Source organism: Sphingopyxis sp. H053, from assembly GCF_001468225.1.
Classification (GTDB): Bacteria; Pseudomonadota; Alphaproteobacteria; order Sphingomonadales; family Sphingomonadaceae; genus Sphingopyxis.
The window spans coordinates 330,722-344,404 of sequence record NZ_LNRU01000007.1 but is presented as its reverse complement, the minus strand read 5'-3'; the positions used below and the strand labels follow the sequence as shown (position 1 = coordinate 344,404).

At 64.7% G+C, this 13,683-nt stretch carries 14 protein-coding genes; 8 read left to right on the top strand and 6 right to left on the bottom strand.

Annotation, left to right across the window (positions count from 1 at the left end):
* Nucleotides 1-28: 28 nt before the first annotated feature.
* Nucleotides 29-592 (bottom strand): DUF2585 domain-containing protein, encoded by a 564-nt coding sequence (locus tag ATE70_RS16085; RefSeq protein ID WP_058538877.1) that lies wholly within the window; start codon nt 590-592, stop codon nt 29-31.
* Nucleotides 593-672: 80 nt separating this feature from the next.
* Here ATE70_RS16085 and gmk point away from each other — a divergent pair, with 80 nt between their 5' ends.
* Entirely contained in the window at nt 673-1,335 is a 663-nt protein-coding gene (gene gmk, locus ATE70_RS16080) for a guanylate kinase (protein ID WP_058538876.1), read from the top strand.
* Here gmk and ATE70_RS16075 read toward each other — a convergent pair.
* From ATE70_RS16075 to ATE70_RS16060, 4 genes are all read right to left on the bottom strand, one after another.
* Nucleotides 1,332-1,769 (bottom strand): acyl-CoA thioesterase, encoded by a 438-nt coding sequence (locus tag ATE70_RS16075; RefSeq protein WP_058538875.1) that lies wholly within the window; start codon nt 1,767-1,769, stop codon nt 1,332-1,334. The two genes, gmk and ATE70_RS16075, sit on opposite strands and share 4 nt — an antisense overlap.
* 1 nt (nt 1,770) lies before the next feature.
* Nucleotides 1,771-2,553 carry an SDR family NAD(P)-dependent oxidoreductase gene (locus ATE70_RS16070; RefSeq protein ID WP_037516562.1) on the bottom strand — a complete coding sequence of 261 codons (783 nt, stop codon included), beginning with the start codon at nt 2,551-2,553 and terminating at the stop codon, nt 1,771-1,773.
* Between the two features lie 107 nt (nt 2,554-2,660).
* A complete protein-coding gene (locus tag ATE70_RS16065; RefSeq protein ID WP_058538874.1) occupies nt 2,661-3,830 on the bottom strand; it encodes an acetyl-CoA C-acetyltransferase in 1,170 nt (389 codons plus the stop codon).
* A 190-nt stretch (nt 3,831-4,020) separates the two neighbouring features.
* Nucleotides 4,021-5,175, bottom strand: coding sequence for an acyl-CoA dehydrogenase family protein (locus ATE70_RS16060; protein ID WP_058538873.1), 1,155 nt, complete (start codon nt 5,173-5,175; stop codon nt 4,021-4,023).
* 239 nt (nt 5,176-5,414) lie between these two features.
* Here ATE70_RS16060 and ATE70_RS16055 point away from each other — a divergent pair, with 239 nt between their 5' ends.
* A complete protein-coding gene (locus ATE70_RS16055) occupies nt 5,415-6,284 on the top strand; it encodes an SMP-30/gluconolactonase/LRE family protein (RefSeq protein WP_058538872.1) in 870 nt (289 codons plus the stop codon).
* Nucleotides 6,285-6,370: 86 nt separating this feature from the next.
* The gene (locus ATE70_RS16050) at nt 6,371-8,569 is read left to right on the top strand and encodes a M3 family metallopeptidase (protein ID WP_058538871.1); all 2,199 of its coding nucleotides are present in this window, start codon (nt 6,371-6,373) and stop codon (nt 8,567-8,569) included.
* A gap of 51 nt (nt 8,570-8,620) precedes the next feature.
* Here ATE70_RS16050 and ATE70_RS16045 read toward each other — a convergent pair whose 3' ends face one another.
* Nucleotides 8,621-9,472 (bottom strand): class I SAM-dependent methyltransferase, encoded by an 852-nt coding sequence (locus ATE70_RS16045; RefSeq protein ID WP_082639608.1) that lies wholly within the window; start codon nt 9,470-9,472, stop codon nt 8,621-8,623.
* Nucleotides 9,473-9,654: 182 nt separating this feature from the next.
* Here ATE70_RS16045 and ATE70_RS16040 point away from each other — a divergent pair, with 182 nt between their 5' ends.
* The 5 genes from ATE70_RS16040 to ATE70_RS16020 all read left to right on the top strand — a co-directional run bounded on the left by ATE70_RS16040 (nt 9,655) and on the right by ATE70_RS16020 (nt 13,645).
* Nucleotides 9,655-10,557, top strand: coding sequence for an SPFH domain-containing protein (locus ATE70_RS16040; protein WP_058538869.1), 903 nt, complete (start codon nt 9,655-9,657; stop codon nt 10,555-10,557).
* A 108-nt stretch (nt 10,558-10,665) separates the two neighbouring features.
* Nucleotides 10,666-10,869: a hypothetical protein gene (locus ATE70_RS16035; protein ID WP_058538868.1), complete on the top strand. Its 204-nt coding sequence runs from the start codon at nt 10,666-10,668 to the stop codon at nt 10,867-10,869.
* A gap of 2 nt (nt 10,870-10,871) precedes the next feature.
* A complete protein-coding gene (locus tag ATE70_RS16030) occupies nt 10,872-11,114 on the top strand; it encodes a hypothetical protein (protein ID WP_058538867.1) in 243 nt (80 codons plus the stop codon).
* A gap of 87 nt (nt 11,115-11,201) precedes the next feature.
* Nucleotides 11,202-11,876 carry a ribulose-phosphate 3-epimerase gene (gene rpe / locus ATE70_RS16025; RefSeq protein ID WP_037516851.1) on the top strand — a complete coding sequence of 225 codons (675 nt, stop codon included), beginning with the start codon at nt 11,202-11,204 and terminating at the stop codon, nt 11,874-11,876.
* 2 nt (nt 11,877-11,878) lie between these two features.
* Nucleotides 11,879-13,645, top strand: coding sequence for a heparinase II/III family protein (locus ATE70_RS16020; protein WP_058538866.1), 1,767 nt, complete (start codon nt 11,879-11,881; stop codon nt 13,643-13,645).
* The last annotated feature ends 38 nt before the right edge of the window (nt 13,646-13,683 follow it).

Genomic DNA, 13,683 nt, shown 5'->3' with positions numbered 1-13,683 from the left:
CCCGCCTGCGCGGGGGCGACCCTATTTCTTAGGCGCCCGCCTGCCACTCCTTGATCGCCTCGACCGGCGAGACGAGCATAAGCACGTTCAGCGTCAGATTGTCGCGGATCGTCCACAATGTGAAAAGCTCGAAGACGATCGCGAGCGCCGCCGTAACCCACCAGCGCAGCTTGCTGGCGGCGAGGAAGCCCAGCACCATGAACAGCGTGTCGCTCACCGAATTGAGCACCGAATCGCCCGAATAGCCGAACGCCATCGTCACTTCGCGATAGCGGTCGATGATGATCGGCGAATTTTCGAGGATTTCCCATGCGCCTTCGACGCCGATCGCGATGGCGAGCGGCACCCACAGCGGCCGGTGCGGCAGGATCCAGCGCAGCACGCCATAGAAGATGAAGCCGTGGATCACATGGCTGAAGCTGTACCAGTCCGAAATCTGCTGACTGTTCTGGTTCGACTGGACGCTGCCGTGCCACAGGCTGATCGTACCGCACGGACAGATCGGCGGGCGGCCCATGCCGAGCAATATCGCCGCGAGCAGCGCGACCAGCGCGGCGGCCACCAGCCATCCGGTTCGTGAAATTTCTGCCATGCCCGGCTCCCCCCTGTTCCACGGACGTGGAACCCGCATACGACGCTTGACCCGCGCGGCTGCTTTGGCGAATAGCGCCCATGGCTGAAAGCGTCCACCTGAACCGCCGCGGCGTGTTATTCGTCCTCTCCTCGCCCTCGGGCGCGGGAAAGACCACCATTTCGAGGATGATGCTCGAGGCCGACAAGGATATCGCGCTCTCGATCTCCGCGACGACGCGCCCGCCGCGCCCCGGCGAAATCGACGGCGTCCATTATCATTTCGTCGACACCGATACCTTCAAGAAGATGGCGGCCGACGGCGAGTTCCTCGAATGGGCGCATGTCTTCGGCCACCGTTACGGGACGCCGCGCGCGCGGGTCGACGAACTGCTCGATGCGGGCAAGGACGTGCTGTTTGACATCGACTGGCAGGGCGCGCAGCAGCTGTATCAGGAGGCCGGCCCCGACGTCGTCCGTGTCTTCGTCCTGCCGCCGACGATGGAAGAACTCGAACGCCGTCTGCGCAGCCGCAACACCGACAGCGACGAGGTGATCGCCGCGCGCATGGAACGCGCCGCGAACGAGATCAGCCACTGGGACGGCTATGACTATGTCCTGATCAACGACAATGTCGAAGGCTGCTTCGACGAGGTCCGCGCCATCCTGCGCGCCGAGCGGCTGAAGCGCCGCCGCCAGATCGGGCTGATCGGGTTCGCGCGCGACCTGATCCGCTCGGTCCCGGACGCCGACAAGAATCTCTAGACCGGTTTCACCAGATTCGCTTCGAGTTCCGTGACCATTTCGGGACGGAGCGGTTTCGCCTGCCCGTCGGTGCGGCACACGACGACGGTGTCGCACGTCGCGATCGCGCGGCCGTTCTGGAACATCGCCTGCACGATCGTCCAGCTCGAGGTGCCAAGCCGGCCGATGCCCGTCGCGATCTGCACGGGATCGGGGAAATTGCCCTCGGCGAGATAGTTGATCTCGACCGCCGCGACCATCGTCCGCTCGTTCGCGGGACGCTCGTCCCATGGACGAATTTGCCGGTTCAGCAGCACGCGGCCGCTCTCGAACAAGGCGGCAAAGGCCACATTGTTGAGGTGGCCGTTGATGTCCATGTCCTGAAAACGCGTCTGCAATTCGATGCAGACGGGGTAGCTGGCGGCGTCGAGCCGCCAGCTTTCCGGTTTGGGCATATCAGCGCGGCGCCATGCGGATGCCGCCGTCGAGGCGGACGTCCTCGCCGTTGAAATAACCATTCTCGATCATGCACATCGCGAGATTGGCATATTCGGCGGGGACGCCGAGACGCTTGGGGTTGAGCACCGAAGCGCCGAGCGCGTCGCGCACCGGCTGCGGCGCGCCGGCGAGCAGCGGAGTGTCGAAGATGCCGGGCAGGATCGTGTTGACGCGGATATTCTCGTTGCCGAGGTCGCGCGCGATGGGGAGCGTCATGCCGACGACGCCGCCCTTCGATGCGGAGTAAGCCGCCTGGCCGATCTGGCCGTCTTCGGCCGCGACCGATGCGGTGTTGACGATCGCGCCGCGCTCGCCGTCTTCCATCGGATCGAGCGTCAGCATGCCCGCCGCCGACTTGGCGATGCAGCGGAAGGTGCCGACGAGGTTGATCTGGATGATCCAGTTGAACGCATCGAGCGGGAAATGCTTGATGCTGCCGTCTTCCTTCGAGCGGCTCGCGGTCTTGATCGCGTTGCCGGTGCCCGCGCAATTGACGAGAATGCGTTCTTGCCCATGCGCTTCACGCGCCTTGGCGAAGGCGGCGTCGACCGACGCGTCGTCGGTGACGTTGCATTCGCAGAAAATGCCGCCGAGTTCGGCCGCGATCGCGAGGCCCTTTTCTTCCTGCAGGTCGAAGATCGCGACCTTGACGCCCTTCGCAGCGAGCGCACGCGCGGTGGCGGCGCCGAGGCCCGAGGCGCCGCCGGTGACGACGGCGGATACGGTTGAGTCGAGTTTCATGGATTGTCCTCTCTGATTTTCGTCATCCCAGCGAAAGCTGGGATCGCTGGCGACGGTGCGCCGGGTGGATAGCGGCCCCAGCTTTCGCTGGGGCGACGCTGGATTGCTTAAAGCCGCTCGATGATCGTGACGTTGGCCTGGCCGCCGCCTTCGCACATCGTTTGCAGGCCATATTTGCCGCCGGTCGCATCGAGCACGCCGAGAAGGGTCGCCATCAGCTTGGTGCCCGAGGCGCCGAGCGGGTGGCCGAGCGCGATCGCGCCGCCATGCTGGTTGATCCGCGCGGGATCGGCGCCGAGATATTTGAGCCAGGCGAGCGGCACCGGCGCGAACGCCTCGTTGACCTCATAAGCGTCGATGTCGCCGATTGTCATGCCCGCCTTCTTGAGCGCGCGTTCGGTCGCAAACAACGGCTCTTCGAGCATGATCACCGGATCGCCCGCGGTCACCGAAATATGGTGGATGCGCGCGCGCGGGGTCAGATTGTGATCCTTGAGCGCCTGCTCCGAAACGACGAGCGCCGCCGAGGCGCCGTCGCAGATCTGGCTCGCCGATGCCGCGGTGATCGCGCCGCCTTCCTGGAGCAATTTGACCCCGGCGATGCCCTCGAGCGTCGCGTCGAAGCGGATGCCTTCGTCGACCAGATGCACCTGGCGGCCCTCGGGCGTGTCGATCTCGACGCCGACGATCTCGCGCTTGAAATGCCCCGCTTCGGTGGCGGCGGCGCCGCGGCGATGGCTTTCGAGCGCATAGGCGTCGAGGTCGTCCTTGGTGAAGCCATGCTTCTTGACGATCATCTCGGCGCCCATGAACTGGCTGAACATGATGCCGGGATATTTTTCCTCGAGCCGCTCGGATTTGTAGTGGCCGAGCCCTTCCTTGATGAACAGGGTCGCGACGGTGCCCATCGGCACGCGCGTCATGCTTTCGATCCCGCTCGCGAGCACGATGTCCTGCGTCCCCGACATCACCGCCTGCGCGGCGAACTGGATCGCCTGCTGCGACGAGCCGCACTGGCGGTCGATCGTCACCGCGGGGATCGAGTCGGGGAGGTTCGAGGCGAGCACGGCGTTGCGGCCCAGATCCATCGTCTGCTGGCCGCCCTGGCTGACGCAGCCCGTGATGACGTCGTCGATCGCCTTGGGGTCGAAATCATTGCGGTCGGCGATCGCGTCGAACACCGCGGCGCCGAGGTCGACGGGATGGACGCCCGCGAGCCGGCCGCCGCGCTTGCCGCCCGCGGTGCGGACGGCGTCGACGATATAAGCAGTAGCCATGGGAGAATTCCTTTCACCTTCTTCCTCTCCCCTTGCGGGAGAGGGATGTGGAGCCCCGGACTTGATCCGGGGCGGAGCTGGGAGAGGGGGGTCGCGTTACAGTGCCGAGGTAAGCCCCCCTCAAGACTTGCTAGGCGGCACGCCGCCAAGCCAAGTCTTTCTCTCCCGCAAGGGGAGAGAGAGAATTTCTTCAGAGTTTCCGCCCGATCAATTCCTTCATGATCTCGTTCGTACCGCCAAAGATGCGCGTCACGCGCGCGGCGCGCCAGGCGCGGGCGATCGGATATTCGTTCATATAGCCCGCGCCGCCGTGGAGCTGGAGGCATTTGTCCATGACTTCCCATTGAAGGTCGGTGTGCCACAGCTTCGCCGCGGCGCCTTCCTCGGGGGTCAGCTCCTTCTTCATATGACGGTTCAGCGCCCAGTCGAGGTGCGCCCAGCCGACCTGCAGCTTGGCCTTGAGATCGGCGAGCACGAAGCGCGTGTTCTGGAAATCGAGGATCGGCTTGCCGAACGCCTTGCGGTCGCGGGTGAATTCGACCGTGTCGTCGAACGCACGCTGCGCCGATGCCTGCGCGCTCACCGCGATCGACAGGCGCTCCTGCGGAAGCTCGCTCATCAGATAAATGAAGCCTTGCCCCTCTTCGCCGAGGCAGTTGGTGATCGGTACGCGCACGTCGTTGAAGAACATTTCCGACGTATCAGCCTCGTCCTGCCCGATCTTGTCGAGGTTGCGCCCGCGCTCATAGCCTTCGCGGTCGGCTTCGACGAGGACGATCGAAACGCCCTTCCACGCCGGCTGGACCTCGGTGTCGGTCTTGACGCAGACGAGGATGAGGTCGGCGTTCTGGCCGTTGGTGATGTACGTCTTCGACCCGTTGATGACATAATGATTGCCATCCTTTTTCGCGGTCGTGCGCATCCCCTGAAGGTCGCTGCCGGTGCCCGGTTCGGTCATCGCGATCGCGGTGATCACCTCGCCCGACACCATCTTGGGCAGCCAGTGCTTCTTCTGCTCCTCGCTGCCATATTTGACGATATAGCTGGTGACGATGTCCGACTGGAGCGAGAAGCCCGTCGTGGCGCGGCCATAATAGGCGCTTTCTTCGTCGACGACCGCGTTATAGCCGAAGTCGAGGCCGAGCCCGCCATATGCCTCGGGCACCGTCGGGCACAGCATGCCGAGTTCGCCCGCCTTGGGCCAAATATCCTTGGGCACGATGCCATCCTCGGCCCATTTCGCCGCATTGGGGGCGACTTCCTTTTCGAGGAACTGGCGTACCGTGGCGCGAAACGCCTCATGATCTTCGGAGTAGGCGGAGCGCGATAGATTATCGAGCGACATATGGTTCCTTTCCCTGAGAACAGCCGAACGCAAGCGGGGAGTCGGCCGCATCTTTCCCGCTCAAAAGACCTTACGTTTACGTCCACGTCAAGTAGAAAGACGCTACGGCATGAGACTCTTTCGTCGCCCTGCCTTTCCTCCGGGATGACGAAGGAAAATTACGCGGCGGCTGCATCCAGCACAGCGAATAGGTTTGCAGCCGCTGGGCAGCATCGGCGGGCCGCGCTAAGACCCGCTCCATGGTCCAACTGCTTCTCGATGCCGGCGCGCTGCTTGGCGAATCGCCCTTCTGGCATGCCACCGAAGCTCGCCTCTATTGGGTCGATATCGACGGCCGCAAAATCCATCGCACCGATCCAGCAAGCGGCGCCGACGAGGTGATGGAGCTTACCGAGCAGGTCGGGTGCATCGCGCCGCGGGCGCGCGGCGGGCTGGTCGCGGCGCTCGAAAATGGCTGCGCGCTGATCGACGGGTGGGGTGCCGCACCGCGTCCGTTCGGGCCAGCGGTGCTCGCCGACAAACCCGAACAGCGCTTCAACGATGGCCGTGTCGACGCCGCGGGGCGGCTGTGGGTCGGCAGCCTGACGAGCGACAAGGCGAACCCCGCGGCCACGCTCTACCGGCTCGATCCCGATGGCTCGCTGACCGAAATCTTCGGACGGCTGACGACGAGCAACGGCGCAGCCTTCAGCCCCGACGGCCGCACCTTCTACCACGCCGACACGCCGACGCATGCGATCCGCGCCTATGATGTCGACCCGGCCGCGGGCACGCTGAGCAACGGCCGCATCTTCCACCAGTTCGAGTTCGGAAACGGCCGCCCCGACGGCGCCGCGGTCGATGCCGAGGGCTGTTACTGGTCGGCGCTGTGGGACGGCTGGCGCGTCGTGCGCTTCTCACCCGCAGGCGAGTTGATCCAGACGGTTGAGCTGCCGGTCCAGCGCCCGACGATGATCGCCTTTGGCGGACCCGACCTCAAGACCGCGTTCGTCACCAGCGCGGGCAAAAATCTGACCGACGAGGAGCGCGCGAAGCAGCCGCACGCAGGCGGCGTGTTCGCCTTCCGCGTCGACGTGCCCGGCCTGATCCAGCAGGATTTTGGCGCTTAGGCGGCTTGCACCCCGCTGTCATATAAGGTTAAGGCGGCCCCCGACATGGTTTCGTTCGAAACCTTATCCTCCGGGGAGATTTATCGATGTCGCGCACCGCGCAGCCTTTTGCCCGTCATTTGTCGATCATGCTTGCATCCACCGCGATGATCGTGGGTTATAGCCAGATGACCACTGCAACCGCCGCCGAACCGACCGCCGCCGCAAAGCTGACCCCCGCCACGCCCGCGGGCCAGAACCCGATGCTCGCGCCGTGGACCGGCCCGTTCGAGGGGGTGCCGCCGTGGGACAAGATGGACCCCGAGCTGTTCCCCGACGCTTTCGTCAAGGGCATGGCCGAGACCAAGGCGCAGGTGCAGGCGGTGATCGACAATCCCGCCGCGCCGACGTTCGAGAACACGCACGTCCCGATGATGCTCGCGGGCGACACGATGGACCGCCTCTTCGCGCTGTGGGGCGTGCAGACGTCGAACAAGTCGAACGACCGCGTCGAGGATATCGACGCCGAATGGAGCCCCAAGCTCACGACCTTCTACACCGAGCTGTTTTTGGAGCCGAAGCTCTTCGCGCGCTACAAGGCGGTGTACGACAAGCGGAACAACAGCGGCCTCAACGCGCAGCAAATCCGCATCGTCGAGCGCAGCTACGACGAGATGGTCCGCGACGGCGCGAACCTGTCGCCCGCGAACAAGACGAAGCTGGTCGAGATGAACTCGAAGCTCGAAGGGCTGTTCTCGGCCTTCTCGTCGAAGCTGCTCGGCGACGAGAAGCTCTATACCTTCGTTACCGACAAGGCCGAGCTCGCGGGTCTTGAGCCCGGCTTCGTCGCCTCGCTCGCCGCGGCGGCCGAAGCCAATGGCAAGCCCGGCCAGTGGGCGATCAAGAACACCCGCTCGTCGGCGCAGCCGGTGATGCAGGGCGCGACCAACCGCGCGCTTCGCGAGAAGGTCTACAAGGCGTTTATCAGCCGCGGCGACAATGGCGACGCGAACGACACCAATGCGACGATCGTCGAGATATTGAAGCTGCGCCAGCAGCGCGCCGAACTGCTCGGCTTCCCGACGCATGCGCATTACCGCATGGCCGACACGATGGCGAAGACCCCCGAAGCCGCGATGGGGCTGATGATGAAGGTCTGGCCCGCCGCGGTCGCGCGCGTGAAGGAAGAGGTCGCCGACATGCAGGCGATCGCCGACGCCGAAGCCAAGGCCGGCAAGGGGCCCAAGATCACCATCGAACCGTGGGACTATCGTTTCTATTCGGAGAAGGTCCGCAAGGCGAAATACGACCTCGATGAAAGCGAAGTGAAGCCGTACCTCCAGCTCGACAAGCTGCGCGACGCGATGTTCTGGTCGGCGGGGCAGCTCTACGACCTCGGTTTCCGCGAGAACACCGGCACGATCCCTGTGTTCGATCCCAAGGTCCGCACCTTCGAGGTCTATAACCTCAAGACGAACGAGAATGTCGGCGTCTTCTATCTCGACAATTTCGCGCGCGACGGAAAGCGCTCGGGCGCGTGGATGACGACCTATCGCAGCCAGCAGACGCTCGGCGGCGAGCGCAACGTCCTCGCGTCGAACAATAATAATTTCACCGAGGCCGCGAAGGGCGAGCCGACGCTGATCAGCCTCGACGATGCGACGACGCTGTTCCACGAATTCGGCCACGGCATCCATTATCTGCTGCAGCACATCTATTACCCCGCGCTCGCCGGGGTGCCGCGCGACTTCGTCGAATATCCGAGCCAGGTGAACGAGAATTGGCTGATGACCCCCGAAGTGCTGTCGAAATATGCGACGCACTACAAGACGGGTGCGCCGATGCCGCAGGCGCTGGTCGACAAGATCCTCGCCTCCGACAAGTTCAACCAGGGCTTTTCGACGGTCGAGTATCTGTCGAGCGCGATCGTCGACATGAAGCTGCACGACCGCAAGACGCCGCCCACCGACGTCGACAGGTTCGAGCGCGAGACGCTCGCCGAAATCGGCATGCCGAAGGAACTGGTGATGCGGCACCGCTTGCCGCAGTTCGGCCATCTGTTCAGCTCGGACGCCTATTCGGCGGGCTATTACAGCTATCTTTGGTCCGAAACGATGGACGCGGACACCTGGGCCGCCTTCACCGAAGCCGGCGGCCCGTGGGACCGCGGCGTTGCCGACAAGTTCCGCACGATCCTGCTGATGACCGGCAACGAAACCGACCGCGCCGAAGCCTATCGCGCCTTCCGCGGCCGCGATCCCGACGTGAAAGCGCTGCTGAAAAAGCGCGGCTTTCCGACCGAATAAGCGAACGATACCGGGGAGGCAAAGGGGGCGATTTCGCCCCCTTTGTTTATCCTAATTCACCTTATTCTTCATGCTTAGCGCTGCGAACAAATGTCCAGTCGGCAGCGTTCCTGTACGAAGTTTCCACTCGGGAGCGGTCCGCATAAGGAAATAGCGCCAGCTCTCCGGACTCCAGAAGTTGATGTGGCCCGCGTAGGAATCAAACTCCGCATGATATTCCTTGGCGGGGAATTGATCCTTCCGCCCATCGGGAACCGTCAATATGAGCGTCCCGGCAGCAGACACAATATCGAGCAGGCGCCGGACAACGGCTTCGGGATCGACCGTGTGCTCAAGCACTTCCATCAGGAACACCACATCGTAGCGCGATGACCGGGGAAGGTCCGAAAGCGCGCTGAAGAAGAGTTCGGCGTCCGGGCAGGCGCGTTTGGCCATCGCGAGCTTCACATCGCTGATGTCGCATCCAAAGAGCGAGGCTTCCGGGTATCTGGCGTGCATGAGGCGCAGCAGGCTCCCTGCGTGGCACCCGATGTCCAGAACGCGCTTGCCCGCGATTTCGACGTCTTCGGCGTCGCATTGATCGAGCAGAAGGCGAGCCATCGCAAGGCGGCTTGCATCGAAATAATCCTCAAGAAATGCCGGTGTCGGCCATTCTCCGGTCAGCGCATTGTGCTGCACCACGGGAAGTATCTCATGGAGTAAGCTGGCAGAGTGGCGCGCGTCGGCTGCGGTCGGCCGATACCGCATGCGGGATTCTGATCTTACAATCCTGTAGCCGCTCCGCGCGAACATGGATTGAACCAGTTTTTTGCCCTGGAGCATCTGTCCTCCTTCGCGCACGAGCGCGTCAGTTTTGAAGTCCGAACTTGAGTATGCTTCGATGCTGCCGCAGCCGGCCGCCATGGGCAACCACACCGATTGCCACACATCCCGGTCTAAACACGATCGAACCCAACTCCGGCCGTTGTGCCAACTTGCCGCAGCGAAACCGACATGAGCGTCTGTTCGCTCGAATCCCGATTGACCTCCACCCGATTCGATATAAATATGATATCATCTTTATATCGAATGATTCGGAGGGCAAAATGGTCGAAACAGGGACTCCCGCGCTGAACCGCAGCCGCGAGACACGCGCCGCTACGCAGAGCGGCTATCTGATGCTATTCATCTGGCTGCTGCTGCTGGGCGTCGCCGCCTGGGCGGGGATCACCAACGCCAACGCCGAATATATGGTCGCGTGGAAATGGATCGTCGTTGTCGCCTCGGCGGTCGTGGGCCTGCTGATCCTGTGCGGCTTCTACCTCATCAACCCGAACGAGGCCGCGGCGATCCAGCTGTTCGGCGCGTACAAGGGCACCGACCGCGAGGAAGGGCTGCGCTGGGTGCTCCCCTGGCTGACGCGCAAGAAAATCGCGGTGCGCGCGAACAACGTGATTTCGGACAAGATCAAGGTCAATGACCTCCGCGGCAACCCGATCGAGATGGCGGCGCAGGTCGTGTGGCGCGTCACCGACACCGCGCAGGCTTTGTTCGACGTCGACGATTACAAGGAATTTGTGATGGCGCAGATCGAGGCCGCGGTGCGCTCGATCGGCTCGCGCTACCCCTATGACGACATCGAGCATCAGGAAGTCACGCTGCGCGGCAACCACGACGAGGTCGGGGTCGAGCTGCGCAAGGCGCTGATCGAGCGGCTGAGCGTCGCGGGGATCACCGTCGACGAATGCGGCCTCACCCACCTCGCCTATGCGCAGGAAATCGCCGGCGCGATGCTCCGCCGCCAGCAGGCCGAGGCGGTGATCGCGGCGCGCAAGAAGCTGGTCGAAGGCGCGGTGACGATGGTCGAGATGGCGCTGACCCAATTGTCCGAAAAGGGCGTCGTCGACCTCGACGACGAACGCAAGGCGGTGATGGTGTCGAACCTGATGGTCGTGCTGTGCGGTGAACGCGACACGCAGCCGGTCGTGAACGCCGGTTCGCTTTACTGACGTAAAAATCCCGTTCGTGTCGAGCGAAGTCGAGACACCCATCGTGGGTACACGACCTCCCGGCATCTCGACTTCGCTCGATGCGAACGGGGATAGAGGTTTGTTCCAATGCCGACGCAGTCCAAAAAAGCCTTTGCCCTCCGCCTCGATCCCGCGCTCTATGCGGCGATCGAGCGGCTGGCGGCGGACGAACTGCGCAGCGCCAATGCCGAAATCGAGATACTGCTGCGCGAGGCGCTGGCGCGGCGCGGCATGACGGTAAAACCGCCGGTTCCCGCCAGACGCGGACGGCCGCCGAAAGAGGAAAGCTGATCATGCTCCACCTGTTCATGCGAAAGAGCCCCTGGTTTCGTGCCAAGCGCCACGGCTATGGCACCGGCCTGCCGCTCGTGTGGGAAGGCTGGTTCTTCCTCGCGCTTCATATCGCGATGATCGCCGGCCTCGCCTGGCTCTTCCGCGACAGGCCCGTTCCGATGACCATCCTCGTCGTCCTCGCGGGGCTCGCCCCGATGCCGATCTATCGCGCCAAGACCGAGGGCGGCTGGCGCTGGCGATAGCGTCGCGCGACATTATTTGGGGATAGCTGCCAATAGCCGCCCCGCCCCGCTTGCCCCCGACTCGCTAGATGGTTAAGGCCGGTTTCTATGACCGCCGCCACCACGCCCGTCCGCATTGCCCCGTCGATCCTCAGCGCCGATTTTGCGCGGCTGGGCGAGGAAGTGCGCGCGATCGAGACCGCGGGTGCCGACTGGGTCCATATCGACGTCATGGACGGCCATTATGTCCCCAATCTGACGATCGGCCCGGCGGTGGTGAAGGCCTTGCGCCCGCACTCGACCTTGCCCTTCGACGTCCATCTGATGATCTCGCCGGTCGACCATTTCCTCGACGCCTTTGCCGCGGCGGGCGCCGACATCATCACCGTCCATCCCGAAGCGGGGCCGCACATCCACCGCACCGTCCAGCACATCAAGTCGCTCGGCAAGCAGGCGGGCGTGTCGCTCAATCCCGCGACCCCGGCGAAGATGCTCGACTATCTGATCGACGATATCGACCTCGTCCTGATTATGAGCGTCAATCCGGGCTTTGGCGGCCAGAGCTTCATTTCGAGCCAGCTGAGGAAGATCGAGGCGGTCCGCAAGATGATCGACAAATCGGGCCGCGACATCCGGCTGGAGGTTGATGGCGGAATCGATGCGGGCACCGCCCCGCTCGCGATCGCCGCGGGCGCCGACGTGCTCGTTGCGGGCACCGCGACCTTCAAGGGCGGCCCCGACGCCTATGCCGACAATATCCGGCGGCTGCGCGGCGGCGCCTGAACATGGCAAGACCGGTGACCGCTCCAGAAGATGAACCGGAGGGCGCCGCCGCCGACGCCATCGATGACACGATCGAACCCGGCAAGCGCCTGATCCGCCTTCCTGCCGACAAGGGCCTTTCGCTCGGCGACCGCGTCGCCAATGCGATCACGCGCCTGACCTGGCGCACACCGCTCCACGCGTTCCGCCTGAAGGGGCGCTTTCCGCTCAAGCTGCTCGGCGTGCCGGTCGATCCGGTGCCCGGCGACACGCGCGCGGGCACCGCGATCCGTGCCGGCCATTTCCTCCACCGCGGTCTCAAGCTGCCGCTCGGCGAGCTCGACTTCGCCGCGCTCACCGTCGCACCGACCTTTGCCGACTATCTCCACAGCTTCGCCTGGCTGCGCGACCTCGCCGCCACCGGATCGCGCGCCGACGGCGCGCCGATCGCCGAGGCGGTCGTCCGCCACTGGCTCGGCACCCACGGCGAGACCGTGAGCGAGCCCGCGTGGAAAGCCGACAACAGCGCGTGGCGCATCCTGTTCTGGGCCGCGCATGCGCCGCTGATCCTGTCGTCGAGCGACCTCGTCTATCGCTCGGCGGTGCTCAACCATCTTGCGCGCGCAGCGCGCCATCTCGACCGTGTCGCCGACAAGACGCGGCCCGGCACCGGCCAGATGGTCGCGTGGGTCGGGATCGTCGCCGCGTCGCTGCTGATGCCCGGCGGCGAGCCGCGGCAGGTCTTCGGCGAGGCCGGGCTGCGCAAGGTGCTCGAGACGAGCTTCTACGCCGATGGCGGCAATATCTCGCGCTCGCCGCAGGCGCAGCTCGACGCGGTCATGGCATTGTCGATGCTCGCGAAAATATACGACATGCGCCGCATGGAGGTGCCGCCCTTCATCCAGGAAGTGCTCGCGCGCGCGGTCCCGGCGCTGCTCGGCCTCACCCACAGCGACGGCGGCATGGGCAGCTGGCAGGGCAGCGGCGCGACGTCGGCCGCCACGATCCAGGCGATCGTCGACGCCAGCGGCGTGCGCACGCGGCCGCTGAAGCAGGCGCGCGACTGGGGCTATCAGCGGCTCGTCGCGAACAAGGTCGTGCTGCTCGCCGACGCGGCGCCTCCCCCCATTGCCCGGGTGACCGAAGCGGGCTGCGCCTCGACCCTCGCCTTCGAACTCAGCGACGGCGCCGAGCGGATCGTCGTCAATTGCGGCGGCGCCGCGCTGACCGGCGCGACGATCCCCGCCGACCTCGCGCGCGGGCTGCGCACCACCGCGGCGCATTCGACACTGACGCTGGGCGACAGCAATTCGACCGCGATCCTGGCCAACGGCTCGCTCGGCAAGGGGGTGACCGAAGTCGAGCTCGACCGGCGCGAGACGCCGCAGGGCAGCCGCGTCGAGATGAGTCACGACGGCTATGCGCGGCGCCACGGGCTGATTCACCGCCGCCTCCTGATCCTGTCGCCGAACGGGCGCGAGCTGCGCGGCGAGGACATGCTCCTCCCCGCCCCGCGCACGCGGCGCAAGGGCGACAAGGGGTTCACGCTGCGCTTCCACCTCGGCGCGCATATTTCGGCGAGCCTCACCGCTGACAAATTGGGCGCACTGCTGCGCATCAATGGCGGTCCGCTGTGGCAATTCCGCACCTCCGAAGGCGGGCTCGACATCGAACAAAGCCTGTGGGTCGACGGCGAAGGCCGGCCGCACCCGACCGAACAGCTCGTCGTCACCGGCACCGCGCCCGCGGGCGGCGCCAGCATCGGCTGGATCTTCAAGCATATCGGCTGACGGCGGCAGGCAAGGGACTGCCCGCCGCCGCAACCCAG

Excerpts from the sequence above, each read along its gene's own strand:
- ATE70_RS16085 (WP_058538877.1), bottom strand. The coding sequence starts at position 592 with ATGGCAGAAATTTCACGAACCGGATGGCTGGTGGCCGCCGCGCTGGTC.
- gmk (WP_058538876.1), top strand. The coding sequence starts at position 673 with ATGGCTGAAAGCGTCCACCTGAACCGCCGCGGCGTGTTATTCGTCCTC.
- ATE70_RS16075 (WP_058538875.1), bottom strand. The coding sequence starts at position 1,769 with ATGCCCAAACCGGAAAGCTGGCGGCTCGACGCCGCCAGCTACCCCGTC.
- ATE70_RS16070 (WP_037516562.1), bottom strand. The coding sequence starts at position 2,553 with ATGAAACTCGACTCAACCGTATCCGCCGTCGTCACCGGCGGCGCCTCG.
- ATE70_RS16065 (WP_058538874.1), bottom strand. The coding sequence starts at position 3,830 with ATGGCTACTGCTTATATCGTCGACGCCGTCCGCACCGCGGGCGGCAAG.
- ATE70_RS16060 (WP_058538873.1), bottom strand. The coding sequence starts at position 5,175 with ATGTCGCTCGATAATCTATCGCGCTCCGCCTACTCCGAAGATCATGAG.
- ATE70_RS16055 (WP_058538872.1), top strand. The coding sequence starts at position 5,415 with ATGGTCCAACTGCTTCTCGATGCCGGCGCGCTGCTTGGCGAATCGCCC.
- ATE70_RS16050 (WP_058538871.1), top strand. The coding sequence starts at position 6,371 with ATGTCGCGCACCGCGCAGCCTTTTGCCCGTCATTTGTCGATCATGCTT.
- ATE70_RS16045 (WP_082639608.1), bottom strand. The coding sequence starts at position 9,472 with ATGGCGGCCGGCTGCGGCAGCATCGAAGCATACTCAAGTTCGGACTTC.
- ATE70_RS16040 (WP_058538869.1), top strand. The coding sequence starts at position 9,655 with ATGGTCGAAACAGGGACTCCCGCGCTGAACCGCAGCCGCGAGACACGC.
- ATE70_RS16035 (WP_058538868.1), top strand. The coding sequence starts at position 10,666 with ATGCCGACGCAGTCCAAAAAAGCCTTTGCCCTCCGCCTCGATCCCGCG.
- ATE70_RS16030 (WP_058538867.1), top strand. The coding sequence starts at position 10,872 with ATGCTCCACCTGTTCATGCGAAAGAGCCCCTGGTTTCGTGCCAAGCGC.
- rpe (WP_037516851.1), top strand. The coding sequence starts at position 11,202 with ATGACCGCCGCCACCACGCCCGTCCGCATTGCCCCGTCGATCCTCAGC.
- ATE70_RS16020 (WP_058538866.1), top strand. The coding sequence starts at position 11,879 with ATGGCAAGACCGGTGACCGCTCCAGAAGATGAACCGGAGGGCGCCGCC.